The sequence below is a fragment of the Neorhizobium petrolearium genome, from assembly GCF_029854435.1.
Taxonomy (GTDB): domain Bacteria; phylum Pseudomonadota; class Alphaproteobacteria; order Rhizobiales; family Rhizobiaceae; genus Neorhizobium; species Neorhizobium petrolearium.
This window is the reverse complement of sequence record NZ_CP123000.1, coordinates 5,342,591-5,365,168: the sequence shown is the minus strand read 5'-3', so window position 1 is coordinate 5,365,168 and position 22,578 is coordinate 5,342,591. Positions and strand designations below refer to the sequence as shown.

22 protein-coding genes are annotated in these 22,578 nt (G+C 61.4%); 15 read left to right on the top strand and 7 right to left on the bottom strand.

What is annotated here, in order from left to right; all coding sequences use genetic code 11:
* Nucleotides 1-6 precede the first annotated feature (6 nt).
* The 10 genes from phnL (at nt 7) to QEO92_RS25760 (ending at nt 8,785) form a co-directional block, all read left to right on the top strand.
* A complete protein-coding gene (gene phnL / locus QEO92_RS25805) occupies nt 7-717 on the top strand; it encodes a phosphonate C-P lyase system protein PhnL (RefSeq protein ID WP_227704921.1) in 711 nt (236 codons plus the stop codon).
* On the top strand, nt 714-1,331 hold the full coding sequence (locus QEO92_RS25800; RefSeq protein WP_227704920.1) for a DapH/DapD/GlmU-related protein: 618 nt from the start codon (nt 714-716) through the stop codon (nt 1,329-1,331). The genes phnL and QEO92_RS25800 overlap by 4 nt, the downstream gene beginning before the upstream one ends.
* A 115-nt stretch (nt 1,332-1,446) precedes the next feature.
* On the top strand, nt 1,447-2,304 hold the full coding sequence (gene phnC / locus QEO92_RS25795; protein ID WP_227704919.1) for a phosphonate ABC transporter ATP-binding protein: 858 nt from the start codon (nt 1,447-1,449) through the stop codon (nt 2,302-2,304).
* Between the two features lie 85 nt (nt 2,305-2,389).
* Nucleotides 2,390-3,295: a phosphonate ABC transporter substrate-binding protein gene (gene phnD / locus QEO92_RS25790; RefSeq protein ID WP_227704918.1), complete on the top strand. Its 906-nt coding sequence runs from the start codon at nt 2,390-2,392 to the stop codon at nt 3,293-3,295.
* A gap of 77 nt (nt 3,296-3,372) precedes the next feature.
* Nucleotides 3,373-4,332 (top strand): phosphonate ABC transporter, permease protein PhnE, encoded by a 960-nt coding sequence (gene phnE / locus QEO92_RS25785; protein ID WP_037151546.1) that lies wholly within the window; start codon nt 3,373-3,375, stop codon nt 4,330-4,332.
* 12 nt (nt 4,333-4,344) lie between these two features.
* Nucleotides 4,345-5,850, top strand: coding sequence for a phosphonate ABC transporter, permease protein PhnE (gene phnE, locus QEO92_RS25780; protein ID WP_227704917.1), 1,506 nt, complete (start codon nt 4,345-4,347; stop codon nt 5,848-5,850).
* A gap of 110 nt (nt 5,851-5,960) precedes the next feature.
* Nucleotides 5,961-6,674, top strand: a complete 714-nt coding sequence (locus tag QEO92_RS25775; RefSeq protein WP_227704916.1) for a DUF1045 domain-containing protein — start codon at nt 5,961-5,963, stop codon at nt 6,672-6,674.
* A complete protein-coding gene (locus QEO92_RS25770; protein ID WP_037151554.1) occupies nt 6,671-7,810 on the top strand; it encodes an alpha-D-ribose 1-methylphosphonate 5-triphosphate diphosphatase in 1,140 nt (379 codons plus the stop codon). Before QEO92_RS25775 ends, QEO92_RS25770 begins: the two co-directional genes overlap by 4 nt.
* A complete protein-coding gene (phnN, locus tag QEO92_RS25765; RefSeq protein WP_227704915.1) occupies nt 7,810-8,403 on the top strand; it encodes a phosphonate metabolism protein/1,5-bisphosphokinase (PRPP-forming) PhnN in 594 nt (197 codons plus the stop codon). Before QEO92_RS25770 ends, phnN begins: the two co-directional genes overlap by 1 nt.
* A 79-nt stretch (nt 8,404-8,482) precedes the next feature.
* On the top strand, nt 8,483-8,785 hold the full coding sequence (locus QEO92_RS25760) for a hypothetical protein (protein ID WP_037151559.1): 303 nt from the start codon (nt 8,483-8,485) through the stop codon (nt 8,783-8,785).
* 11 nt (nt 8,786-8,796) lie between these two features.
* Here the strand turns inward: QEO92_RS25760 and polA are convergent, their stop codons facing one another.
* Nucleotides 8,797-11,787 (bottom strand): DNA polymerase I, encoded by a 2,991-nt coding sequence (polA, locus tag QEO92_RS25755; protein ID WP_227704914.1) that lies wholly within the window; start codon nt 11,785-11,787, stop codon nt 8,797-8,799.
* Nucleotides 11,788-12,203: 416 nt separating this feature from the next.
* Here polA and QEO92_RS25750 point away from each other — a divergent pair, with 416 nt between their 5' ends.
* Entirely contained in the window at nt 12,204-12,635 is a 432-nt protein-coding gene (locus QEO92_RS25750; RefSeq protein ID WP_037151567.1) for a MarR family winged helix-turn-helix transcriptional regulator, read from the top strand.
* A gap of 168 nt (nt 12,636-12,803) precedes the next feature.
* On the top strand, nt 12,804-14,192 hold the full coding sequence (locus QEO92_RS25745; RefSeq protein ID WP_227704913.1) for a dipeptidase: 1,389 nt from the start codon (nt 12,804-12,806) through the stop codon (nt 14,190-14,192).
* Between the two features lie 435 nt (nt 14,193-14,627).
* Here the strand turns inward: QEO92_RS25745 and QEO92_RS25740 are convergent, their stop codons facing one another.
* Nucleotides 14,628-14,837 carry a cold-shock protein gene (locus QEO92_RS25740; RefSeq protein ID WP_037151572.1) on the bottom strand — a complete coding sequence of 70 codons (210 nt, stop codon included), beginning with the start codon at nt 14,835-14,837 and terminating at the stop codon, nt 14,628-14,630.
* A gap of 467 nt (nt 14,838-15,304) precedes the next feature.
* Here QEO92_RS25740 and QEO92_RS25735 point away from each other — a divergent pair, with 467 nt between their 5' ends.
* A complete protein-coding gene (locus QEO92_RS25735) occupies nt 15,305-15,793 on the top strand; it encodes a YbaK/EbsC family protein (RefSeq protein ID WP_227704912.1) in 489 nt (162 codons plus the stop codon).
* Nucleotides 15,794-15,871: 78 nt separating this feature from the next.
* Here QEO92_RS25735 and QEO92_RS25730 read toward each other — a convergent pair whose 3' ends face one another.
* The 5 genes from QEO92_RS25730 to QEO92_RS25710 all read right to left on the bottom strand — a co-directional run bounded on the left by QEO92_RS25730 (nt 15,872) and on the right by QEO92_RS25710 (nt 17,840).
* Complete coding sequence (locus QEO92_RS25730; protein ID WP_037151575.1) at nt 15,872-16,219, bottom strand: hypothetical protein; 348 nt, start codon at nt 16,217-16,219, stop codon at nt 15,872-15,874.
* Nucleotides 16,220-16,297: 78 nt separating this feature from the next.
* The gene (locus tag QEO92_RS25725) at nt 16,298-16,498 is read right to left on the bottom strand and encodes a hypothetical protein (protein ID WP_037151578.1); all 201 of its coding nucleotides are present in this window, start codon (nt 16,496-16,498) and stop codon (nt 16,298-16,300) included.
* Between the two features lie 509 nt (nt 16,499-17,007).
* Nucleotides 17,008-17,223: a hypothetical protein gene (locus QEO92_RS25720; protein ID WP_227704911.1), complete on the bottom strand. Its 216-nt coding sequence runs from the start codon at nt 17,221-17,223 to the stop codon at nt 17,008-17,010.
* 130 nt (nt 17,224-17,353) lie between these two features.
* Nucleotides 17,354-17,536: a hypothetical protein gene (locus QEO92_RS25715; protein ID WP_227704910.1), complete on the bottom strand. Its 183-nt coding sequence runs from the start codon at nt 17,534-17,536 to the stop codon at nt 17,354-17,356.
* A gap of 130 nt (nt 17,537-17,666) precedes the next feature.
* On the bottom strand, nt 17,667-17,840 hold the full coding sequence (locus tag QEO92_RS25710) for a hypothetical protein (RefSeq protein WP_210050373.1): 174 nt from the start codon (nt 17,838-17,840) through the stop codon (nt 17,667-17,669).
* A gap of 211 nt (nt 17,841-18,051) precedes the next feature.
* Here QEO92_RS25710 and QEO92_RS25705 point away from each other — a divergent pair, with 211 nt between their 5' ends.
* Together QEO92_RS25705 and dnaK are read left to right on the top strand one after the other, a co-directional pair.
* Nucleotides 18,052-20,445: a transglycosylase domain-containing protein gene (locus QEO92_RS25705; RefSeq protein WP_227704909.1), complete on the top strand. Its 2,394-nt coding sequence runs from the start codon at nt 18,052-18,054 to the stop codon at nt 20,443-20,445.
* A 205-nt stretch (nt 20,446-20,650) separates the two neighbouring features.
* Nucleotides 20,651-22,552: a molecular chaperone DnaK gene (dnaK, locus tag QEO92_RS25700; RefSeq protein WP_227704908.1), complete on the top strand. Its 1,902-nt coding sequence runs from the start codon at nt 20,651-20,653 to the stop codon at nt 22,550-22,552.
* Nucleotides 22,553-22,578 lie beyond the last annotated feature (26 nt).

Genomic DNA, 22,578 nt, shown 5'->3' with positions numbered 1-22,578 from the left:
AGACCAATGGCAACTCCCCTCGTCGTTTCGGAAGTCTTCAAGAGCTTCACCATGCACCTGCGCGACGGCATCAAGCTGCCGGTCGTCAACGACGTGAGCTTTTCCGTCGCAAGCGGAGAATGCGTCGTGCTCGGCGGTCCCTCGGGCATCGGCAAGAGCTCGATCCTGAAGATGCTCTACGGCAACTATGCCGTCGATTCCGGACAGATCCTCGTGGACCACAAGGACCGGCTCATCGATATCGCCCGTGCCGATCCACGCACAGTTCTCGATGTCCGCCGGCATACGATGGGCTATGTCAGCCAGTTCCTGCGCACCGTGCCGCGCGTGGCGGCGGTCGATGTCGTCGCCGAACCGCTCGTCGCGCGCGGCGTTGCGGCAGCCGAAGCCCGGGGGAAAGCCGCGGAACTGCTCTCGAAGCTCAATCTGCCGCAGGAGCTCTGGTCGCTGCCGCCCGCCACGTTCTCCGGTGGCGAACAGCAGCGCGTCAACATCGCGCGCGGTTTCATCACCAGCCACCGCATCCTGCTCCTCGACGAGCCGACCGCCTCGCTCGATGCCGTCAACCGGCAGGTCGTGGTCGAGATGATCGCAGGGAAGAAGCGGGAAGGCGTGGCCCTTCTCGGCATCTTCCACGACGAGGAAGTGCGCGAGGCGGTGGCAGACCGCATTCTCGACGTCACGCAATTCTCTCCCCGAAAGGCAGTCGCAGCATGAGCAAGAAGCTTGGTCTTGAGCCGGCTATCCATCCAAGCGCCCGCGTCAACAATTCCACGCTAGGCCGCTATACGGAAGTCTCCGAACGCTGCCGCATCGACGAGGCCGAGATCGGCGACTATTCCTACATCATGCAGGACGGGTCGATCTGGTGCGCGACGATCGGCAAGTTCGTCAACATGGCCGCTTCCGTGCGCATCAACGCCACCAATCACCCCACCTGGCGGGCGACGCTGCATCACTTCACCTACCGCGCTGCAAATTACTGGGACGACGCGGAAAACGAACAAAGCTTCTTTGAATGGCGGCGCGACCATCGCGTCGTGATCGGGCATGACGTCTGGATCGGCCATGGCGCAACCGTCCTGCCCGGCGTCACCGTCGGCAACGGCGCGGTGATCGGCGCCGGTGCGGTCGTCTCGAAGGATGTCGCGCCCTACACGATCGTCGGCGGCGTGCCGGCTAAACTCATTCGCGAGCGCTTTACAAAAGCGGTCGGCGAGGCCATGGACAGGCTCGCCTGGTGGGATTGGGACCACCTGAAATTGAGAGCCGCACTTGAGGATTTCCGGGCACTTTCAGCGGAAGAATTCCTGTCCCGCCATGCGGCGTAACACAACCGTTACAAACACCGGGGGATTGTAACAATACCGACATAAAACCGACATTCAGGCTTCATGAACCCCCGCTAATCGAAACTGTATAACAGGGTTGGACGGGCAAGAGAGCATGAAGTTCGAACTGAGGAAGGTCACCCGCCGTTTTGGCGATCGTATCGCGGTCAATGCCGTGAGCGTGGAAATTCCCCAGGGCCAGATGGTCGGCGTCATCGGCCGCTCCGGCGCCGGCAAATCCACCCTCCTGCGCATGATCAACCGCCTTCAGGACCCAAGCTCCGGCTCCATCCATTTTGGCGGTATCGAGGTGTCCTCGCTCAAGGGTGCCGCGCTCCGCAACTGGCAGCGTGACTGCGCGATGATCTTCCAGCAGTTCAACCTGGTGCCGCGCCTGGATGTGCTCACCAATGTGCTGCTCGGCCGGCTGAATCACCGTTCGACGGTGACGAGCCTTCTCAACATCTTCAGCCGGGAAGAGCGGCTCATGGCGATCGCCGCCCTGGAACGTCTCGGCATCGAACAGACGGCGCTGCAACGGGCCGGAACTCTGTCGGGCGGGCAGCAGCAGCGGGTCGCGATTGCCCGTGCGCTCATGCAGGATCCCAAAATGGTGCTCGCCGACGAGCCGATCGCATCGCTCGATCCGCTCAACGCCAAGATCGTAATGGATGCGCTTCGCGACATCAACGAGCGCGAAGGCATTACCGTCATCACCAACCTGCATACGCTCGATACGGCGCGAAACTATTGCGAACGCATCATCGGCATGGCAGCGGGCCATGTCGTTTTCGACGGTCCGCCGCAGGAGCTGACGGCGGCGGCAGTGCGCGAAATCTACGGCTCCGACAGGGACGGTGCCGGCATCGATGAAACCATGACATCCACCAGCATCGACATTTCCGGCGCAGCAAGCCCCGCCGGCAAGCCGCTATCTGCCGGCATCGAGGCACTGGCGACCGCCAGGGCCTGAGCCGCACCAGGATCGTCTGCCCGCGTCAAGGGCACCCTTTCTGAACCAAGCTTCCGGTAACCCCGGAAAACCAGGAGATGAACTCATGTTGAAGAAAGCCCTTCTCACAGCGGCCGCACTCATCGCGGTCGCCGGTTCCGCTGCGGCCGAAGACCTCAAGGAATTCCGCATCGGCATTCTGGGCGGCGAGAATGAAGCCGACCGCCTGCGCAATTTCCAGTGCATGGTCGACAAGCTGCCGGCCGCTCTGGGCGTCGAAAAAGTCTCGCTCTTCCCGGCCGCCGACTATGACGGCGTCGTTCAGGGCCTGCTCGGCGGCACGCTCGACTATGCCGAGCTTGGCGCCTCAGCCTATGCCAAGGTCTACCTTGCCAATCCGGCCGCCGTCGAGCCGATCCTGACCACGGTCCAGACCGACGGATCGATGGGCTACTACTCCATCATGGTCGCCCGGAAGGATTCGGGCATGACCAAGCTCTCCGACATGAAGGGCAAGAAGCTCGGCTTTGCCGATCCGGACTCCACGTCCGGCTTCCTCATCCCGACCGTTACCCTTCCGGAAGCCATCGGCGCACCGGTCAAGGAATATTTCAGCGAAACCGGCTTTGGCGGCGGTCACGAGAACCTCGTTCTCGAAGTCGTCAAGGGCACGTTTGCTGCCGGCACGACCTGGGGCTCGGGCGTCGGCGAATTCAAGGACGGCTATTCGTCCGGCAACCTGCGCAAGATGGTCGACAAGGGCATCCTCAACATGGACGACCTCGTCGAGCTCTGGAAATCGCCGCTCATCCCGAACGGCCCGGTCGTCGTCCGCACGTCCATGAATGCCGACATGAAGGCCAAGTTCAAGCAGTTCATGATGGATCTGCCGAAGGCCGATCCGGCCTGCTTCTCCGCCGTTCAGGGCGGTGACTTTACCGGCTTCGCCGAAGTGAATGCCGACTTCTACAAGCCTATCGTCGACGCCCGCAAGGCAACGATCGGCGGCTGATAAAGCCCGATGAAGCGGCCGTCGAACGGATATCCGCTCGACGGCCTTATCTTGCCTGCCGGGATCAGGGAAAGCATATGCCGACTTCCGTATCGCAGCCGCGATTGACCGACAACGGGCTGATGGTCGAGCGCCACTGGCAGCAGCTTGCGGGCCAGCGCCGCCTCTATACCGTGCTGACCGCAGTCATCCTGCTGATCACGGTTTCAGGCTCGCTGTGGTTCGCCAACGAGACCAATGCCGGCAAGTTCTTCGACCGGCTGCCGCATTTCTTCGACTTCGTCGGCGAGCTCGTACCGCGGGACGGGATGGAAATCTGGCGGGCGCTATTCGACCTTCCATCGCCCTATTACGACGGCAGCATGAAATACGACTATGTGGAGGGCCGCCAATATGTGACCGGCAGCATCTACATACCCGAATATTTCTACAAGATGGCGGAAACGCTCAACATCGCGCTTCTGGCCACGCTGATCGGGCTGGTTTTCGGATTTCTCCTGTCATTTCTCGCCGCCCGCAACATGACCACCAATGTCTGGATACGCGGTACGGCACGCCGGTTCATGGAAATCCTGCGCGCCTTCCCGGAAGTGGTGCTCGCCGGCTTCTTCCTGGCGATCCTGTCTCTCGGGCCGCTGCCGGCGGTGATCGCTGTTGCGATCCACACCATCGGTGCGCTTGGCAAGCTGTTCTTCGAAGTGATCGAAAACGCCGACATGAAGCCGGAGGAAGGCCTGAAGGCCGTGGGCGCGAACTGGGTGGAGCGGGCCTGGTTCGGCATGGTGCCGCAGGTCATGCCGAATTTCATGAGCTACTTCCTGCTGCGCCTGGAGATCAACGTCCGGGCCTCGACCATCATCGGCGCCGTCGGCGGCGGCGGCATCGGCGAACAACTCCGCCTGTCGATCGGACGCGGTCACGAGGCGAAGACGCTCGCGATCATCCTCCTGCTGCTTCTGACGATCATCGCCGTCGACCAGTTTTCCGCCTGGCTCCGCCGCAGACTGGTCGGCGAGCAGGCCTTCCACGTGATCTGACCGGGTGCCACCATGACTCTTCTCAATACCGCCGAGATGGAAATGCTGGCGAAGCGCCACCCCGAGATATTCAGGCGCACCCTGTGGCAACGGTTTCACATTCCCATCATCGTGTTCTCGTTTGCCGTCTATCTGGTTTTCTCCTGGTGGTTCTTCGCGGTCGGCAAGGTCATCAACGATGCCAACTGGGGGATTGCCGGCAGCTATCTGGCCGATTGGATTTCCTACGAAATCCGCCCGGATATCGAGATCGACGCGGACGGCGCCATGCGGATCAGCTATCCCCGTTTCGACCCGATTGGCCCCAATCCGAACCCTGACTGGCTCGAGGCCACGCGCGAAACGGTAACCCGCACGATCGAGGCTCCGGCGGCACCCTCCACCCGGTCCGCGGCCCCCTCATCCAGCTTCAGCTTCATGGCGCAGGCACAGAAGCCGGGGCAGGCCGCCCCGCAAGCGGCGACCGCCAGCCAGACACGCAAGGAAGAGATCGTGACGCATGCGTTCGTCACACTGGGGACATCGCGCACGATCGACGTGAAACCGGACGAGGTCGTTCTCACACGCGGCACGGAAACCGTCACCCTCATTCTCGACCGCACGTCCGGCGAGGTGCGCGCGGACGGCCCCCTGCCCGAATGGGCCGAGCAACGGTCTCCGGGCGCTCGCGTGGTCGCCTATTTCGGCTTCTCCGGCTGGGCGGAAATATCCGCGGAGCGGGTGCGCGTGCGCAAGCGGTTCCTCGGCTGGGAGAACTTCTTCTTCGACACCAATTCCGTCTTCTTCGGGAAATCCGCCGGCGAGGTGGCGGGCCTCGTCATCTCCGGCGAACGGCTCGATCCGTCGCGCAGCAACCTGTCGCTCGCCTGGAACGACATCCTCTACAATCCGTCCTGGCAGCACCTGGACGTGTGGACCAAGCTTTTGCAGACGGTCGTCATGGCTTTCATCGGCACGCTGTTCGCCACGATGCTCGCCTTTCCGCTGTCGTTCATCGCCGCCCGTAACATCCTGCGCAACCGGCCGGTGAACCAGATCACCAAGCGCTTCTTCGACTTCCTGCGCTCGGTGGACATGCTGATCTGGGCGCTGTTCTTTACCCGCGCCTTCGGTCCCGGGCCGCTTGCCGGCATCTCGGCGATCTTCTTCACCGATACCGGCACGTTCGGCAAACTCTATTCGGAAGCGCTGGAGAATATCGATGACAAGCAACGCGAGGGCGTGCGCTCCGTCGGGGCGCCGCCGTCCGCCGTGCAGCGCTTCGGCGTCGTGCCGCAGGTCATGCCGGTCTTCATGTCGCAGGCGCTCTATTTCTGGGAGTCCAATATCCGGTCCGCCACCGTCATCGGCGCGGTCGGAGCCGGCGGCATCGGCCTCAAGCTCTGGGAGGCGATGCGCACCAATTCCGACTGGGAGAACGTCGCCTATATGGTGGTGCTGATCCTGATCGTCGTCTTCCTGTTCGACAATATTTCGAATGCCCTGCGCTCCCGGCTCATCGGTAAAACGAACCATTGAACAGCCGGCATCATCATTCTGTCATGGAAATCTTTTAGCCGGAGGTCCTGTTTTGACGTGAGGCGGCGGGGTAGTCTTCCGCCGGCTTCTTCTGATTCCGGAATCCTGTCTTGCGCTATGCTCTTTACTTTTCGCCCGCCGAAACCAATCCGCTGACGAAAGCGGCGACGCAGTGGCTCGGCCGCGACGCCTTTACCGGCGAGACGTTCCCGACGCCGGAGGCGGACGGTTTGGCCAGGGACACTATCCATGAGCTGACCGCCGATCCGCGCCGCTACGGCTTCCATGCGACGCTCAAGGCGCCGTTCGAGCTGCATCCGGACCAGACCGAGGCGCAACTGGTGGCCGCCGTCGAGCGCTTCGCCGCAGACACTCCGGCATTCGACATTCCGAACGTCATCGTCGGGCAGCTCGGGCGTTTCTTCGCGCTCGTTCCCGACACGGTCTATCCCGATCTCCAGCATTTCGCCGCCCGTGTCGTCGAGGAATTCGAATCTTTCCGCGCTCCGCTTTCGGATGCGGATATCGCGCGGCGCAAACCGGAGACCATGAGCGCCACGCACCGCGCCAACCTCGACCGCTGGGGTTATCCTTACGTCATGGACGAATTCCGCTTCCACATGACGCTGACCGGTCAGGTGCCATCCGAATATGCACCGGCCATGCGGGAAGAGCTGGACCGCCGCTTTTCCGAGTTTGCAAACGCGCCGCTCACGATCGACGGGCTTGCGCTCTTCATCGAGACCGAGCGGGGCGCGCCCTTCACCGTCCATCGCTGGCTTCCGCTCGCGCCCGTTTCCGAGAATAGAAAGATCGCATCATGACCGCCGAACTCGTCCTCACCAATGCCTGTATCGTGCTGGAGGACGGCACGATGCACGGCACCATCCAGATCCGTGACGGCAGGATCGCAGACATTTCCGAAGGCAGTGTCCGGGTCGGCGAGGATTTCGAGGGCGACTACCTGATCCCCGGCCTTGTCGAGCTGCATACCGACCATCTGGAACAGCACTATTCGCCCCGTCCGGGCGTGCGCTGGAACACGACGGCCGCAATCCAGGCGCATGACGCTCAGGTCGCGACCTCCGGCATCACCACCGTTTTCGACTGCCTGCGCATGGGCGCGGATGAAGACGGCGGCTTTGTCAGGGGTGAGATGCGCGAAATGGCCGATGCCATCCAGGCTGCCGGCCGGCAAGGCCGGCTGCGTTCGGAACACTTCATCCACCTGCGCTGCGAGGTCTCGGCCGACAACTGCATGGAGCATTTTGTCGATTTCGAGAACGATCCGCATGTCCGGCTTGTTTCGCTGATGGATCATGCGCCGGGCCAGCGGCAATTCCAGACGATGGACCAGTATACCCTCTATTACCAGACGAAGCGGGGTCTCAGCGACGAGGCCTTTGCCGCCTTCGTGGCCAAGCGCCAGGGGGAGTCGGCCCGCAATTCGGGGCCGCACCGTAGCGCCATCTCCAAAGTCTGCGCCGAGCGGGGCATCACGGTCGCAAGCCATGACGATGCAACGCTCACCCATGTGGACGAGGCGATCGAAAACGGCGTCAGGCTCGCGGAATTCCCGACCAGCTTCGATGCGGCCAAGGCATCGCACGAGGCCGGCATGAGCGTGCTGATGGGCGCCCCGAACATCGTGCGCGGCAAGTCCCACTCCGGCAATATCGCTGCCCGCGATCTCGCCGAACGGGGCGTGCTCGACGTGCTTTCTTCCGATTACGTGCCGCTCAGCCTGCTGCACGCACCCTTCGTGCTGGCTGACGAAGTGGAAGGCATTGCCCTGCCGAAGGCGCTCGCCATGGTGACCGCGACGCCGGCCCGCACCGTCGGCCTCGATGATCGCGGCCGGATCGCGACCGGGCTGCGCGCCGATGTCGTGCGCGTCCACCGCATGGAGGGTGTTCCGGTCGCCCGAGCGGTCTGGCGGGAAGGACGGCGGGTAGCCTGATGGACGCGAGGCCGACAGGGGCCGAACCGGTCTCACGTGGCTGCATGGTCGCCGTCGTCGGTCCGAGCGGCGCCGGCAAGGACACGTTGATGGCCTATGCCGCCCGGTTCTTCGAGGGGCGCGACGAAGTCATCTTCGTGCGGCGGGTCATCACCCGCGATGCAGCCGCCGGCGGCGAGGACCATGACAGCGTGTCGGAAGCCGAATTCGAAGCGCTTGAAAAGGCCGGCCGTTTTGCCGTGTCCTGGGGTGCGCATGGCTTACGCTACGGCATCCCCGTCGAGACGAAGGAGGCAGTCGACCAGGGATGGCTCGTCGTTGCCAATGGTTCCCGCTCCGCCCTCGGCCGTTTCAAGGCGGCATATTCACGGCTCATCGTGATCAACGTGACAGCGAGCCTCGATGTGCTTGCCGCCCGTCTGGAGGGACGTGGCCGGGAGACGCGGGAAGAAATCCTTCGCCGGCTTGAGCGTAGCTCGCTTTCGGTCGAAGGCGATTATGAGGTCATGACGGTCGATAACAGCTGCTCGATCGAAATGGCAGGCAAGGCCATGGTCGAGGCGCTCCATCGTTGTGTTGCGTTCGGAAGATAATTCGCGAAAACCCTTCCAACAATGCTTTAAAGTCCTCCGCATGGCTCTATTTGCTTTCCCGTGGGCGAAAGGGCAAAGCATGGATCAGACCAAACCGATTGACGGACAGCGACGTGCCGGAGCGGCAACCGACCTTGAGGCGCGTGTCGTCGTTCTCGAAATCCTCTCCATGACCGCGCTGGCATTGGCCATGGACACGTCTGAAGATGCCGATGTCGGGCATGCCCGCGGCATTGCCAGTCTGGTGCTGGAGACCGTGCGCCAGAGGTGCGACGAAATGGGAATGACAGCGGACGCACGGCTTTCCGCCCGTTCCTATGCCGACCAACTGCTTTCGACGGCACTCCTCTCCCTCTACCCGGATTCTCCGCGCGAGCACTGAGCCCAATCGTCTCAGTGAGCCTCGTCCCAGTTGCCCGCCGCACGCGCATCCACCTTCAGCGGCACTTTCATGGCAATCGCCGGCATGGCCGCCTGCTCCATGGTCGAAATGATCACCGGCAGCGTCCGTTCAATCTCCTCATCCTCGACTTCGAAGATCAATTCGTCGTGCACCTGCAGGAGCATGCGCGCCGACAGGCCCGCTTTCGCGAGCGCGTGCTCCATCTTCACCATGGCGCGGCGGATGATATCCGCTGCCGAACCCTGGATCGGAGCGTTGATCGATGCCCGTTCGTTGAATGCCCGCACGGAGGGATTGGAGGACTTGATCTCCGGATAATGCGCTCGGCGGCCGAAGATCGTCTCCACATAGCCGTTCTCTCGCGCAAAACTCTTGGTGCTCTCCATATAGTCGCGGATGCCCGGGAAGCGCTCGAAATATCTCTTGATGTAGTCGCCCGCTTCCGAACGTTCGATGCCGAGCTGGTTGGCAAGCCCGAAGGCGGAAATGCCATAGATGATGCCGAAATTGATCGCCTTGGCGCGGCGGCGAACCTCGCTCGGCATGCCTTCCACCGGCACGCCGAACATTTCGGACGCGGTCATGGCATGGATGTCGATACCGTCTGAAAAGGCTTGCCGCAATTGCGGAATATCGGCGACATGGGCGAGCACGCGCAGCTCGATCTGGCTGTAGTCGGCCGAGACGAGCTTGTGGCCGGGCGTCGAGATGAACGCCGTGCGGATTTTTCGTCCTTCCGCCGTGCGTACCGGGATGTTCTGCAGGTTCGGCTCGGAGGACGAAAGGCGCCCGGTCGTGGTGGACGCCAGCGAATAACAGGTATGGACCCGTTTCGTCTCGGGATGGACATAGCCCGGCAGCGCATCCGTATAGGTGGACTTCAGCTTGGTGAGCTGCCGCCAGTCGACGATCTTGCGCGGCAGTTCATGGCCTGTAGCCGCAAGGTCTTCCAACACGCTCGCCGACGTCGACCATTGGCCGGTCTTGGTCTTGGCTCCGCCCGGCAGGCCCATCTTGCCGAACAGGATATCACCGAGTTGCTTCGGCGAGCCGATGGTGAACTTCTCGCCCGCGAGCTGATAGATTTCGTCTTCGAAAGCAGCCGCCTTCTGGGCAAGCTCGCCGGAAAGGCGCGAGAGGATCTGCCGGTCGATCGTGATGCCGCGCTCTTCCATGCGCGCCAGGACTTCGACCAGCGGCCGTTCCAGCCGTTCGTAGACGGTGGTCAGACCCATGGCAGCCAGTTGCGGCTTCAAGACCATCCAGAGGCGCAGCGTCACATCGGCATCTTCCGCCGCATAGGCTGTCGCCTTGTCGATGTCGACATAGTCAAAAGTCACGCCCGACTTGCCGCTGCCGGCGACATCCTTGAAGGCAATCGGCTTGTGGTTCAGCCAGCGTTCCGAAAGCGCGTCCATGCCGTGGTTGGCCTTGCCGGCCTCCAAGACATAGGACATCAGCATCGTGTCGTCGTAGCTTTCGACCGTGATGCCGTGGCGCTTCATCACCAGATAATCGAACTTCAGGTTCTGGGCAACTTTGAGGACCGATGGATCTTCAAGCAGCGGTTTCAGGCGGGCAAGCGCCTCGGATGTCGGAATCTGGTTCTCCGCAAGTCCTCCGCCGAGCAGGTCACCCACTCCCGTCTTGTGGATCAGCGGCACATAGGCCGCACGAACGGCAAGGCCGGTCGGATTATCGGTATTGTCGGCGATTGCCAGCGAGAAGCCGACGAGTTCCGCCTGCATCGGATCAAGGGAAGTGGTTTCCGTATCGAAGCCGACGAGGCCTGTCTCCTGCGCCGCCCGGATCCAGTCGTCGAGCACCTCGACATCGCGGACCGTCACATAGCAACTCGGGTCGAGCTTGGCCTTGGCAAAAACCTCGATGCGGGCCTGCGCCAGTTCGGCGGGCGTTGCAGCCCCGACACCCTTTGCGATGGCCGCCTTGGGGAGACTCGCCGGCGCTTCGGCCGCGGCCTCGCCGGTATCGATCGGCGCTTTCGCCGGAACCCCGGCATCGAGATCCGGTCCGCGGGCCCTCTCTCCCCATTCGATCTTCAGGACGGCCGGTTCGATCTCCTCGGCATTGCAATCGCAGGCCGCCGCCACGCGCCGGGTCAGCGTGGTGAACTCCATGGCCTTTAGGAAGGCGATCAGCTTCGGGCCGTTCTGCGGCTCCAGCACCAGCGCATGGAGGGCCAGGTCGAGCGGCACGTCGGTCCTGAGTGACACGAGCTGGCGCGACAAGCGCGCCTGGTCGGCATTGGCAACGATGTTTTCCCGCCGTTTCACCTGCTTGATCTCGCCGGCACGGGCAAGCAGCGTATCGAGATCGCCGAATTCCTCGAGAAGCTGTGCGGCCGTCTTCGGACCGATGCCCGGAATACCCGGCACGTTGTCCACCGAATCGCCGACCAGGGCCTGGAGGTCGATCATCTTTTCCGGCGGCACACCCCATTTCTCGATGACGTCCGGAATGCCGATCTGCTTGTCCTTCATGCTGTCATACATGTGGACCATCGGCGTCACGAGCTGCATCAGGTCCTTGTCTGAGGAGACGACCGTCACGTCGGCTCCGATCGCCTCGGCCTGACGCGCGTAGGTGGCGATGATGTCGTCCGCCTCGAAACCTTCCGTCTCGATGCAAGGCAGGTTGAAGGCGCGGGTGGCCTCGCGAATCAGCCCGAATTGCGGGATGAGCTCTTCAGGCGGCGCCTGCCGGTTGGCTTTATAGGCGTCATAGATGTCCTTGCGGAAGGTCTTCGCGGAATAATCGAAGATGACCGCGAAGTGCGTCGGCGTCACACCGACGGATGTGTCACGCGCATCGGTCAGCAGCTTCCAGAGCATGTTACAGAAGCCGGAGACGGCGCCGACCGGCAGGCCGTCGGATTTACGAGTGAGCGGCGGCAACGCGTGGAACGCACGGAAGATGAAGCCGGAACCGTCGACAAGGAAAAGATGATCGCCTTTTTTCATGGGCCAAAGGAATAGCGTGAGGCATTTCATCCGTCCATGAAAACTTCGCCTGTCGCCCGGCTTCCGATCCTCACCCGAACGTTACTGATTTGTAATAGACGGTTCCCTTGAAAAGCCGCATTCAGCCTCACATCTCATGTGTACCGGCGATTGATCACGCCGCAGTCTGGCAGCCGGCCTGTCCCCCGCCGCACCAGACCGGGCAAAGACCTATCCCCCTCTCCGGGTCTTTGCCCCTCCATCAGAACCGCCATGGCTGTCCCCTCCCGGCCATGGCGGTTTTTCATTTTCCTGAGAACGAAAAACTTGTCATCCTGCATGTCTTCGCACAGGCTTGGCGAAAGCATGGCGTGCGATATATCTGTAGGATTTACATCTCGAAGGGCGCATCAAGGGAGGGGATGGAGACCTAGATTATGACATTCGACCGTCGGCATTCTGCCACCTATCTGGCCAGTCAATTGGCCAAGGGTTTTGCACGCTCCCTGCAGAGCCGGTCGATGGCACTGGGGTTCTCCCCGGGCCAATTCCCCGTCCTGCTCGAACTCTGGCAGGAGGACGGGCTTACCCAGAAGCAACTCCTTGACAGGCTGGACGTGGAGCAGGCGACGCTTGCGAATACGCTTTCGCGGATGGAACGGGATAGGCTCATCCAGCGCGCGCCCCACCCCGGTGATCGCCGGGCGCAGATCATCACACTCACCCAGCTTGGCCGCGATCTCGAGGTCCAGGCCGTGGAAGCTGCAGCCGAAGCGGATGCCGCCCTTTTTTCCGGCTTCAAGCGCTTCGAACGGGAGCTGATGATCGAGTACATGCGAATGATCGTCGAGAACGCGCGGAAACCTTAGCCTCTCCCGGCAGGCTTCCCATCTGTGGCCGCAGTTTTCCTCTTTGCCATTGTGCCGACCCGCGGAGGCTTGCTAACACAGTCGGACGCCGTAACGATTGACACGTTTTCCAAGAGACCCGCTTCCGAGAGGCTTCAGGGTCTCACATTTCAAAGACAGGATCTCTTCATGACTGATCTTTCCTCCGTTCTCGACCGCGCCGACCAGAACCTTACAGCCAGCCTCGAACGCCTGTTCGGCCTTGTCCGCATCCGGTCGATCTCCACCGATCCCGCTTTCAAGGACGATTGTCGCAAGGCGGCCGAATGGCTGATGGCGGAGCTTGAAAATATCGGTTTCGAAGCCTCTGTGCGCGATACGAGCGGTCATCCCATGGTCGTCGGCCATCATCCGGGCGCGAGGACCGATGCGCCGCACGTGCTCTTCTACGGCCATTACGACGTGCAGCCGGTCGACCCGATCGAGCTCTGGGAAGACGACCCCTTCGACCCTAAGGTCAAGGACCTCGGCAACGGCCGCAAGATCGTCACCGGTCGCGGCGTTTCCGATGACAAAGGCCAGCTCCTGACCTTCGTGGAGGCCTGCCGCGCCTACAAGGACGTGCACGGCAACCTGCCGGTGCGGGTTACCGTGCTTTTCGAAGGGGAAGAAGAATCGGGCTCGCCCTCATTGAAGCCTTTCCTCGAAGCTCATGCCGACGAGCTGAAGGCCGACTACGCGCTCGTCTGTGATACCGGTATGTGGGACGCGGATACACCGGCAATTACAGCCTCGCTGCGCGGCCTGGTCGGCGAGGAAGTCATCATCACCGCCGCCAATCGCGACCTGCATTCCGGTATGTATGGCGGCGCAGCAGCCAACCCCATCCAGATTCTCTCGAAGATCCTCGGCGGCCTGCATGACGAAACCGGTCGCGTGACGCTCGAAGGCTTCTACGACGGCGTCGAAGAAACTCCCTCCAACATCAAGTCGTCATGGGAAGCGCTGGGCAACAGCCGCAGCGATTTCCTCGGCGAAGTCGGTCTTTCCGAACTCGCCGGCGAAAAGGGTCGTTCGCTGCTCGAGCTCCTCTGGGCGCGGCCGACCTGCGAGATCAACGGCATCAGTGGGGGCTACGAGGGTCAGGGGTTCAAGACCGTCATCGCCTCGAAGGCATCGGCAAAGGTCTCCTGCCGCCTCGTCAGTGGACAGGACCCGGAAAAGATCCGCGAGAGCTTCCGCGCTTATGTTCGCTCGAAGATCCCGGCCGATTGCTCGGTGGAATTCCTGAAACATGGCGGTTCGCCGGCAATCCAGCTCGCCTATGATTCTCCTGTGCTGACCAAGGCCAAAACCGCCCTTACGGAAGAATGGGCGAAGCCGGCGCTCGTCGTCGGCGTCGGCGGCTCGATCCCGATCGTCGGGGATTTCCAGAAGATGCTCGGCATGGAGTCACTGCTCGTCGGCTTCGGCCTCAGCGACGACCGAATTCATTCGCCGAACGAGAAATACGACCTGAAGTCCTTCCACAAGGGCATCCGCTCCTGGGCGCGCATCATCGAAGCGCTTGCGAAGTAACTCCGAAGACATGAAAAGACCCTGCCGCGGAAGCGGCAGGGTCTGAAAAACAAAAAGGCCGGGCGAGCCCGACCTTTCCACCCCATTCACCGGTGCCAGTACATCCGTGGTCACTCGAAATGGGGGCAAGCATTTCCGACGCGGCCGCTTGCGATCTTCAGTAAGATCACTCCGGCTCCAGCGGTCATCGTCTCGCCAAATGGAAAACATTCCGTTAACGCGGACATGAAAACCATTTTAGAGACGGCACGGTCGCCCGTATTTGCCGTTACACACATCATCGACAGGCCTTCTCAAGCCCCGACCATGCGGTGCGTCGGAAATGCTGTTGAGCAACAGATGGGGATGATCATCAGCTTCTGCAAGAGACGAACTGGAAACATCAAAAAAGGCCGGACAAGCCGGCCTTTCGAAAAGCGTCGGTTGTCGCGCTGATCAGGCCGCCTGGAGGCGATCCGCCGAAACCTTGCCCGAACGCTTGTCGCTGACGAGTTCGTAGGAGAGCTTCTGCCCGTCCTTGAGCTGACCGAGGCCAGCGCGCTCCACAGCGGAGATATGAACGAAGACGTCCTGCGAACCGTCGTCCGGCTGAATGAAGCCATAGCCCTTGGTTGCGTTGAACCACTTTACAGTACCGGTCGCCATAACGATGCCTTTCTCTTGCAAATGACCGACTATTCCGCGCCTAGGCGCATAGGAACGTTGAAAGTTTCGTATTTGAAGGAGAGATCGTCGCAGGCGAGGCAAATGAGCCAAGTGCTGGCTATCAAACAAATATCGATAGTCGAGGATTTAGTGCCCGCAGCGGCACGCGTCAAGGCCGGCTGACACTTGCAGATGTCTTGAAATAAGAAGCCGTCAGCTTCGCCAAAAGCAGAAAGCCCGGCGCGGGAGGAGGTGCGCCGGGCTTCTGAAACTGACCAACAACCGGGAGGAGGAGGTGTTGCTGGTCCCATCGTGGGCGCTTGGGAGGAGGAGTGCGCCCGTCGATGATTTGGTTATACAGGATTGAAGCTCAAAAAACAGCCAAAATTTTGCACCGCAGCAATGCAAGAATTGCATAGCTTTCTTCCTTGCTTGCGATACGCCTTTTCCTGGGCCATGTTTCGCTCATGAGTCTCGAATCCGTCCGCGCCTTCTTCGCCACCCGCGCTCCCGATATCGAAGTCATCGTCACCGAGGAAAGTTCCGCCACGGTGGCGCTTGCTGCCGAAGCCCATGGCGTGGCACCTGAACAGATCGCCAAGACGATCTGCGTGCGCGCGGGCGAATCGACGGCGCTTGTCGTCATGTCAGGCACAAGCCGGCTCGACAACCGGAAATTCCGGGATCGTTTCGGCGCAAAGCCGCGGATGCTCGGCAGCGAAGAGGTCATGGCGATCACCAGCCATCCGGTCGGCGGCGTCTGCCCGTTCGGACTTGCAACGCCGGTGCCGGTCTATTGCGACGTCTCGCTCCGAAAATTTTCCGAAGTCGTGCCGGCGGCGGGCGCGATCAACGCCGCCGTCCGCATCGGCCCGGACCAAATGGCGGACCTGACCGGAGCAATCTGGGTCGATGTCAGCCAGGACCCGGCATCGAACGGCGAAGCAACCTCCTGAAAGCGCGCCGCGTCACGGGCCACGCTTTCAGTTTCCGGTCTTTCCGCACCTGCCATCCGGAAACGACTTCCTCTTTTGCTAGAAGCGGTCGTTGATATAACGACGGTACCACGCCTGTTTGCTGTCGGCCGCGGCGGTCGCGACGACATAACCGATCGCAAAGCCGATCGCGCCGATCAGAGTAAAGAGGGTGGTCGTGGCGGCAGGATGTTCCCTGATCGTGCCTGCGACCGAAGAGGCCTCGTGCTGGACGTAACTTGCCGCACCGCTGGCACGTTCTGCGATCTTGCCGTAGGCCATGCCGGTCTTTTCAGCGAAAAGCTCGCGCAGGCTGGCGATCTCGGAGCGCAGGGTTGCAATCTCGTTGCCGAAGTCTTCGCTGGGCTCGTGGTCGAAAGACGACCTATTTCTGACTGGCTCTGCCATACCGGCCTCCTTGTGGGTTGATCGAGAGATCGGTCAACTGCGGAAGGCCGGATAGGTTCCTCTTTTCAGGAAAAGAGCCTACCGGCTTTTGGCCAGGGCCTCGGCTAATGCCGCCAGCTTTTCCTTGTCATCCGAGCCTTTTTGCAGGGAGTTCACGAGGATCAGCGCGAGCGCTTCGGCGTCGGGGCTGGTCTTGTCGATCCGGTGCTCAGCGCAGGCCTGGTCAAAAACCTGCTGCAGCAGGTTGAGCTGATCCGGATTGACAGGCTTGCGGATCATTTGTGTAGACATCGAATGTGCAGACATAGGACCTCGCTACATCTCGTCCGATCGGCAAACATATCCCTTCGGCCTGTTTCGCAAGAAAACCGGAGACGATCATCGGCGGCTTTTTGCGACAGACTTGCGTCGAACTTGCCGCCACCCGAGGAGCGACAAGGTCTCCGACCGGAGGCCGCCTAACGTGAGACTTTCCTAATAAATTGGCAACAACAATTAAAGAGGGGTAGATTATTAGGGTAGACGCGTAGGGATTTCCACCTAGAGCACGCCGCGATCTTCCAGATTCGCTTGACCCGCTTCAGCTCCCTGTTTCCGCATATCGTTATCGCAAACTGCTGCACACTTTTGCGCGCGACATGCTCTGCGGCCCTGCTTGCGTCAAGCCGGCATCGAGAGGCTTTTGCCCATGGCCATCTCCTTATGGAGACGGCACCCGGGCGGGACGGCCGGTTTCTCCTGCAAGCACGATGAACCCGCGCCGTGCGGGGGGCCGGCGCGGGCCGCGACTATTCGGTGGCTTCGGTCTTCTGTCCTTCGGCCTGCTGGCGCTTCAGCACCGCAGCCTGTTCATTGTGCGCGCCCGTTGCCGGAATTGCGATGCTCGCCGTGGTAACCTCCCTGTCCACCTTCGCGGAGGCCGTCACATTATGGTTGGGGCATTCCGCAAGGGCTGCGGATGACGACAGACCAAGCACTGCGGCGATTACGAGAAATGTCTTCATGTCATTCTCCTTTCGCTGTGGTTGCGAGAGCAGGTTACCCCGCAATGCAATGAACCCGAAATCACGAATTTTCGTCTTCGAGTGCCATTATCCTGCCATTTTCCCTGCTCCGTCGCTCACGCCGGGCCAATTACATCAATTTCGAAAGAGTTTCGCGGTTCACGAATATATTCGTCTTTCCGGCTTCATAAGCCGGATGGCTGAATTCAAACGGTGGCTTTTCGGGCATCTCAAGGGCCTGCCTGATACTGACAAGCCCAACGGGAACAAACTCGTCCCCTTTGCGGACGACCGCCTCGACGATCTTGTGCATTTCCTCCCCTCCTCCAGGGCGGAGTCCATCACAACACGGACCCTGCCCGCATCTTCCATACAGAAGCGGCTTTTTTAAGGTGAGGGAAGTAAAACTCCGAACCTCCACCCGGAAACAACTCCCGGATGCCTCAATGCAGGTCCAGTGGAAGCTGGATACCTTTCGGAATATTCGGTTTACGCTGGCTGGCGACCTGAATCTTCTGGAATATCTCGCGCCGACGCTCCGCCTCCGCCTCGCGGATTGCCCGGGATGCCGCAACGGCGGCCATGGCGCGCTCAATCACCTGTTCGGCTCTGGTCATCCTTGATTTCCTTTGCGGCAACTCCTTTGTTCTCTTTTTGTTCTCATAAATCGGAACCGATGTCAAGCTTCTCATGGCTGGAGTGGTGAAAGAACCTTCCTTTACCCCTCCTTAAATCGCCGCATTTAGAGTCCAGCGAAGGCCCGGGCGATCGGACAATCGAGTAACGGCCTGTTTTGACAGGCGAGTAACGGGGGTACGCCGGCTCATCATGGCAGCCAGAGGCAGATCAGACAGGCGCGTTGAACCGTCCTTCGAGGGCCCGCGGGCGCGTGACGATATCCGTCTCGACGCGGACGAGCGCATGGTGGGCACGGGACGGCCTGTCAGACGTCCGCCGAAAGCGGAAAGAGAAGACGACCGCGCCGAGCGCCCGGAACGTCCTCGCCTCTCCCGCAGGAAGGCGTCTCAACGCCGGGGAGGCGGCGGCTTCTTCGGCCCACTGCGTTCCCTCGTCTACTGGTGCATCGTACTTGCGATCTGGGGCGGCATAGGCGTCGGCGGGCTTGTCCTTTATTATGGGGCACAGATGCCGGCCGCCAGCACATGGTCGATCCCGGACCGTCCACCGAACATGAAGATCACGGCGATCGACGGCTCCGTCATCGCCAACCGCGGTTCGACCGGCGGCGAGGCGCTAGCGCTCGAGGAAATGTCGCCCTACCTGCCGCAGGCGGTAATCGCCATCGAGGACAGGCGCTTTTATTCGCATTTCGGCGTCGATCCGTTCGGCCTTGCGCGCGCGCTTGTCAACAACCTGACGGGCCAGCCGATCCAGGGCGGTTCGACCATCACTCAGCAGCTCGCCAAAAACCTTTTCCTGTCGCCGGAGCGCACTTTCGAGCGCAAGATACAGGAAGTGCTGCTCTCGTTCTGGCTGGAGCACAAGTTCAGCAAGGACCAGATTCTTGCCATGTATCTGAACCGCGTCTTCTTCGGTTCGAATGCCTACGGCGTGGAAGCAGCCTCCCGGCGCTATTTCAACAAATCCGCCCGCGACGTGAATCTCGGCGAAGCCGCGACGCTCGCCGGCCTTCTCAAAGCGCCTTCCCGCCTGTCGCCTGCCCGCGATCCGCAGGCAGCGGAAGCCCGTGCCCAGGTCGTGCTCGGCGCCATGCGCGAAGAAGGGTATATCACCGACAGCGACCTCAAAACCGCCATGTCGCAACCGCCGGCCAAGGCGAAAAGCTACTGGTCCGGCGCGCAGCACTATGCAGCCGACATGGTCGTCGACGAAGTGAAGGGCCTGATCGGTGAACCGAAGGTCGACATTGTCGTGGAGACCACGGTCGACCTCAGGCTTGAAGAAGCCGCCGAGAAGGCATTGAACGATGTCCTGAAGAAGGAAGGCGGCAAGCTCAACGCATCGCAGGCGGCCCTCGTTTCCGTCGATGCGACGGGCGCGATCCGCGCGCTGGTCGGCGGCCGGGATTATGCGGAAAGCCAGTTCAACCGCGCGGTCAAGGCGAAGCGCCAGCCGGGCTCGGCCTTCAAGCCCTTTGTCTATGCCGCGGCACTGGAGGCAGGCGCCCGGCCGGACTCCATCCGCAACGACGCGCCGGTGAAGATCGGCAAATGGACGCCTGAGAACTTCGACGAGAAATATCGCGGTGATGTCACGCTGGCGTCGGCGCTTGCGCAGTCGCTCAATACGATTGCCGCGCAGCTCGTCATGGAAGTCGGACCGGAGAACGTGGTGAGCCTCGCACATCGGCTGGGGATCGATTCCGACCTGCAGGCCAATGCCTCAATCGCGCTCGGCACATCGGAAGTGTCGCTGGTCGAGCTCACCTCGGCTTACGCCTCCTTCATGAACGGCGGCTACAAGGCGACCCCGCATATCGTCAGACGCATTCTCGATACCGACGGAAAGGTTTTGTACGAGGCCGATTACACCAATCCGCCGCGCGTCTTGAGCGAACCCGTGGCGGCAACGATGAACAGCATGATGAATCGCGTCATCAACGAGGGCACCGGCAGAGCAGCGCGGCTGGACGGATGGCAGGCCGCCGCCAAGACCGGCACGACCCAATCGTTCCGTGACGCGCTTTTCGTCGGCTATACCAGCATCATGACGACGGGCGTTTGGTTCGGCAACGATGACGGCGCATACATGAAGAAGGTGACGGGCGGCGGCTTGCCGGCCAGGGCCTGGAAGGAATACATGACGGCGGCGATGAAGGGTTATACGCCGACGCCGCTCTTCGGCACCGGCCGCGGGCTTGTCCTGCCGCCTCCCGCAGCCCAGCCGGCGTCCGAGCCGACGACGATCGGAGACATTATTTCCGGCATCCTTCCCGGATCCGCCCGCCGTGCGCAGGAGGAACTTCCTCCCGATTATCCGCCGGCGCCAAGGCCTCCCGCCCAGGACTCCGCCTCCGTCGAGCGCACCCCCTACAACGACCCCACCTATGGCAATCTCGTGCCGCCTGCCGATGTGCCGGGGCGCGACTACCGTCAGTATCGCGGCCCCTATGACGCGCCCGCTGCCGTTCCACCCGGGGAAGTCGGCGGCGGCCCCGTTCCACCCGGTGAGGTCGGCGCCACAGGCTCCACCGGCCAGCCGCGACAGACGACGCTCTTCGACATCCTCATGGGCCAGTGAAGCGCGCTCGCAAAAGGATGGAGCAAAGTCTTATATTTGCTGAGATACAGGCGATTTCTCGCCTTGCAGTCGGAAAAACCCGTCCTTATATACGCGGCATGACCGCAGCTGGTGCTGCGAAATCTGAAAGACCATCCCAGTCGAGGAACTGTCAAGGGAATGCCTGAACGGGGTTCCGACGGTTCGCTTAAAGGAGAGAGAAGAAATGGCAAAAGTAATTGGCATCGACCTCGGCACCACCAATTCCTGCGTCGCCATCATGGACGGCAAGGATGCGAAGGTGATCGAAAACGCTGAAGGCGCACGCACCACGCCCTCCATGGTCGCATTCACCGATGATGGCGAGCGCCTCGTCGGCCAGCCGGCAAAGCGCCAGGCAGTCACCAACCCGACGAACACGCTTTTCGCTGTCAAGCGCCTGATCGGCCGCCGCTACGAAGACCCGACCGTCGAAAAGGACAAGGGCCTGGTTCCTTATCATATCGTCAAGGGCGACAATGGTGACGCCTGGGTCGAAGCCCAGAGCAAGAAGTATTCTCCGTCGCAGATTTCCGCGATGGTTCTTCAGAAGATGAAGGAAACCGCCGAATCCTATCTCGGCGAGAAGGTCGAAAAGGCCGTCATCACCGTTCCGGCCTACTTCAACGACGCCCAGCGCCAGGCCACCAAGGATGCCGGCAAGATCGCCGGTCTCGACGTTCTGCGCATCATCAACGAGCCGACCGCGGCTGCTCTCGCCTATGGCCTCGACAAGAAGGACGGCAAGACGATCGCCGTCTACGACCTTGGCGGCGGCACCTTCGATATTTCCGTGCTGGAAATCGGCGACGGCGTCTTCGAAGTGAAGTCCACCAACGGCGACACCTTCCTCGGTGGTGAAGACTTCGACATGCGCCTCGTCGAATATCTCGCAGCCGAGTTCAAGAAGGACAACGGCATCGATCTCAAGAACGACAAGCTTGCCCTGCAGCGCCTCAAGGAAGCTGCCGAAAAGGCCAAGATCGAGCTCTCGTCCTCGCAGCAGACCGAAATCAACCTGCCGTTCATCACGGCCGACGCTTCCGGTCCGAAGCACCTGACGATGAAGCTCACCCGCGCCAAGTTCGAAAGCCTGGTCGACGACCTCATCCAGCGGACCGTTGCTCCGTGCAAGGCAGCGCTCAAGGATGCCGGCGTCACCGCCGCCGAGATCGACGAAGTGGTTCTCGTCGGCGGCATGAGCCGCATGCCGAAGGTGCAGGAAGTCGTCAAGCAGCTGTTCGGCAAGGAGCCGCACAAGGGCGTCAACCCGGATGAAGTGGTCGCCATGGGCGCCGCGATCCAGGCCGGCGTTCTGCAGGGCGACGTCAAGGACGTTCTGCTCCTCGACGTGACCCCGCTGTCTCTCGGAATTGAAACGCTTGGAGGCGTCTTCACCCGCCTGATCGATCGCAATACGACGATCCCGACCAAGAAGTCCCAGGTCTTCTCGACCGCCGAGGACAACCAGCAGGCCGTGACGATCCGCGTGTCGCAGGGCGAGCGTGAGATGGCCGCCGACAACAAGCTGCTCGGCCAGTTCGACCTCGTCGGCCTCCCGCCGGCTCCGCGCGGCATGCCGCAGATCGAAGTCACCTTCGACATCGACGCCAACGGCATCGTGCAGGTTTCCGCCAAGGACAAGGGCACCGGGAAGGAGCAGCAGATCCGCATCCAGGCCTCCGGCGGTCTCTCCGACGCCGAGATCGAGAAGATGGTCAAGGACGCCGAAGCGAACGCCGAAGCCGACAAGAAGCGCCGCGCCGCGGTCGAAGCCAAGAATCAGGCCGAGAGCCTGATCCATTCGACCGAAAAGTCGCTTTCGGAATACGGCGACAAGGTTTCCGAGACCGACCGCAAGGCCATCGAGGACGCCATCGCTGCCCTGAAGACTGCCGTCGAGGCTTCCGAGCCGGATGCAGACGACATCCAGGCGAAGACGCAGACCCTGATGGAAGTGTCCATGAAACTTGGTCAGGCCATCTATGAGGCTCAGCAGGCGGAAGGCGCTTCCTCCGAAGGCGGCAAGGACGACGACGTCGTCGATGCCGACTACGAGGAAGTGAAGGACGACAAGAAGTCCGCCTGATAGCCGGTTGCCTGATGGCAAGACCT

Coding starts and splice junctions, on each gene's coding strand:
- phnL (WP_227704921.1), top strand. CDS start 7: ATGGCAACTCCCCTCGTCGTTTCGGAAGTCTTCAAGAGCTTCACCATG.
- QEO92_RS25800 (WP_227704920.1), top strand. CDS start 714: ATGAGCAAGAAGCTTGGTCTTGAGCCGGCTATCCATCCAAGCGCCCGC.
- phnC (WP_227704919.1), top strand. CDS start 1,447: ATGAAGTTCGAACTGAGGAAGGTCACCCGCCGTTTTGGCGATCGTATC.
- phnD (WP_227704918.1), top strand. CDS start 2,390: ATGTTGAAGAAAGCCCTTCTCACAGCGGCCGCACTCATCGCGGTCGCC.
- phnE (WP_037151546.1), top strand. CDS start 3,373: ATGCCGACTTCCGTATCGCAGCCGCGATTGACCGACAACGGGCTGATG.
- phnE (WP_227704917.1), top strand. CDS start 4,345: ATGACTCTTCTCAATACCGCCGAGATGGAAATGCTGGCGAAGCGCCAC.
- QEO92_RS25770 (WP_037151554.1), top strand. CDS start 6,671: ATGACCGCCGAACTCGTCCTCACCAATGCCTGTATCGTGCTGGAGGAC.
- phnN (WP_227704915.1), top strand. CDS start 7,810: ATGGACGCGAGGCCGACAGGGGCCGAACCGGTCTCACGTGGCTGCATG.
- QEO92_RS25760 (WP_037151559.1), top strand. CDS start 8,483: ATGGATCAGACCAAACCGATTGACGGACAGCGACGTGCCGGAGCGGCA.
- polA (WP_227704914.1), bottom strand. CDS start 11,787: ATGAAAAAAGGCGATCATCTTTTCCTTGTCGACGGTTCCGGCTTCATC.
- QEO92_RS25750 (WP_037151567.1), top strand. CDS start 12,204: ATGACATTCGACCGTCGGCATTCTGCCACCTATCTGGCCAGTCAATTG.
- QEO92_RS25745 (WP_227704913.1), top strand. CDS start 12,804: ATGACTGATCTTTCCTCCGTTCTCGACCGCGCCGACCAGAACCTTACA.
- QEO92_RS25740 (WP_037151572.1), bottom strand. CDS start 14,837: ATGGCGACCGGTACTGTAAAGTGGTTCAACGCAACCAAGGGCTATGGC.
- QEO92_RS25735 (WP_227704912.1), top strand. CDS start 15,305: ATGAGTCTCGAATCCGTCCGCGCCTTCTTCGCCACCCGCGCTCCCGAT.
- QEO92_RS25730 (WP_037151575.1), bottom strand. CDS start 16,219: ATGGCAGAGCCAGTCAGAAATAGGTCGTCTTTCGACCACGAGCCCAGC.
- QEO92_RS25725 (WP_037151578.1), bottom strand. CDS start 16,498: ATGATCCGCAAGCCTGTCAATCCGGATCAGCTCAACCTGCTGCAGCAG.
- QEO92_RS25720 (WP_227704911.1), bottom strand. CDS start 17,223: ATGAAGACATTTCTCGTAATCGCCGCAGTGCTTGGTCTGTCGTCATCC.
- QEO92_RS25715 (WP_227704910.1), bottom strand. CDS start 17,536: ATGCACAAGATCGTCGAGGCGGTCGTCCGCAAAGGGGACGAGTTTGTT.
- QEO92_RS25710 (WP_210050373.1), bottom strand. CDS start 17,840: ATGACCAGAGCCGAACAGGTGATTGAGCGCGCCATGGCCGCCGTTGCG.
- QEO92_RS25705 (WP_227704909.1), top strand. CDS start 18,052: ATGGCAGCCAGAGGCAGATCAGACAGGCGCGTTGAACCGTCCTTCGAG.
- dnaK (WP_227704908.1), top strand. CDS start 20,651: ATGGCAAAAGTAATTGGCATCGACCTCGGCACCACCAATTCCTGCGTC.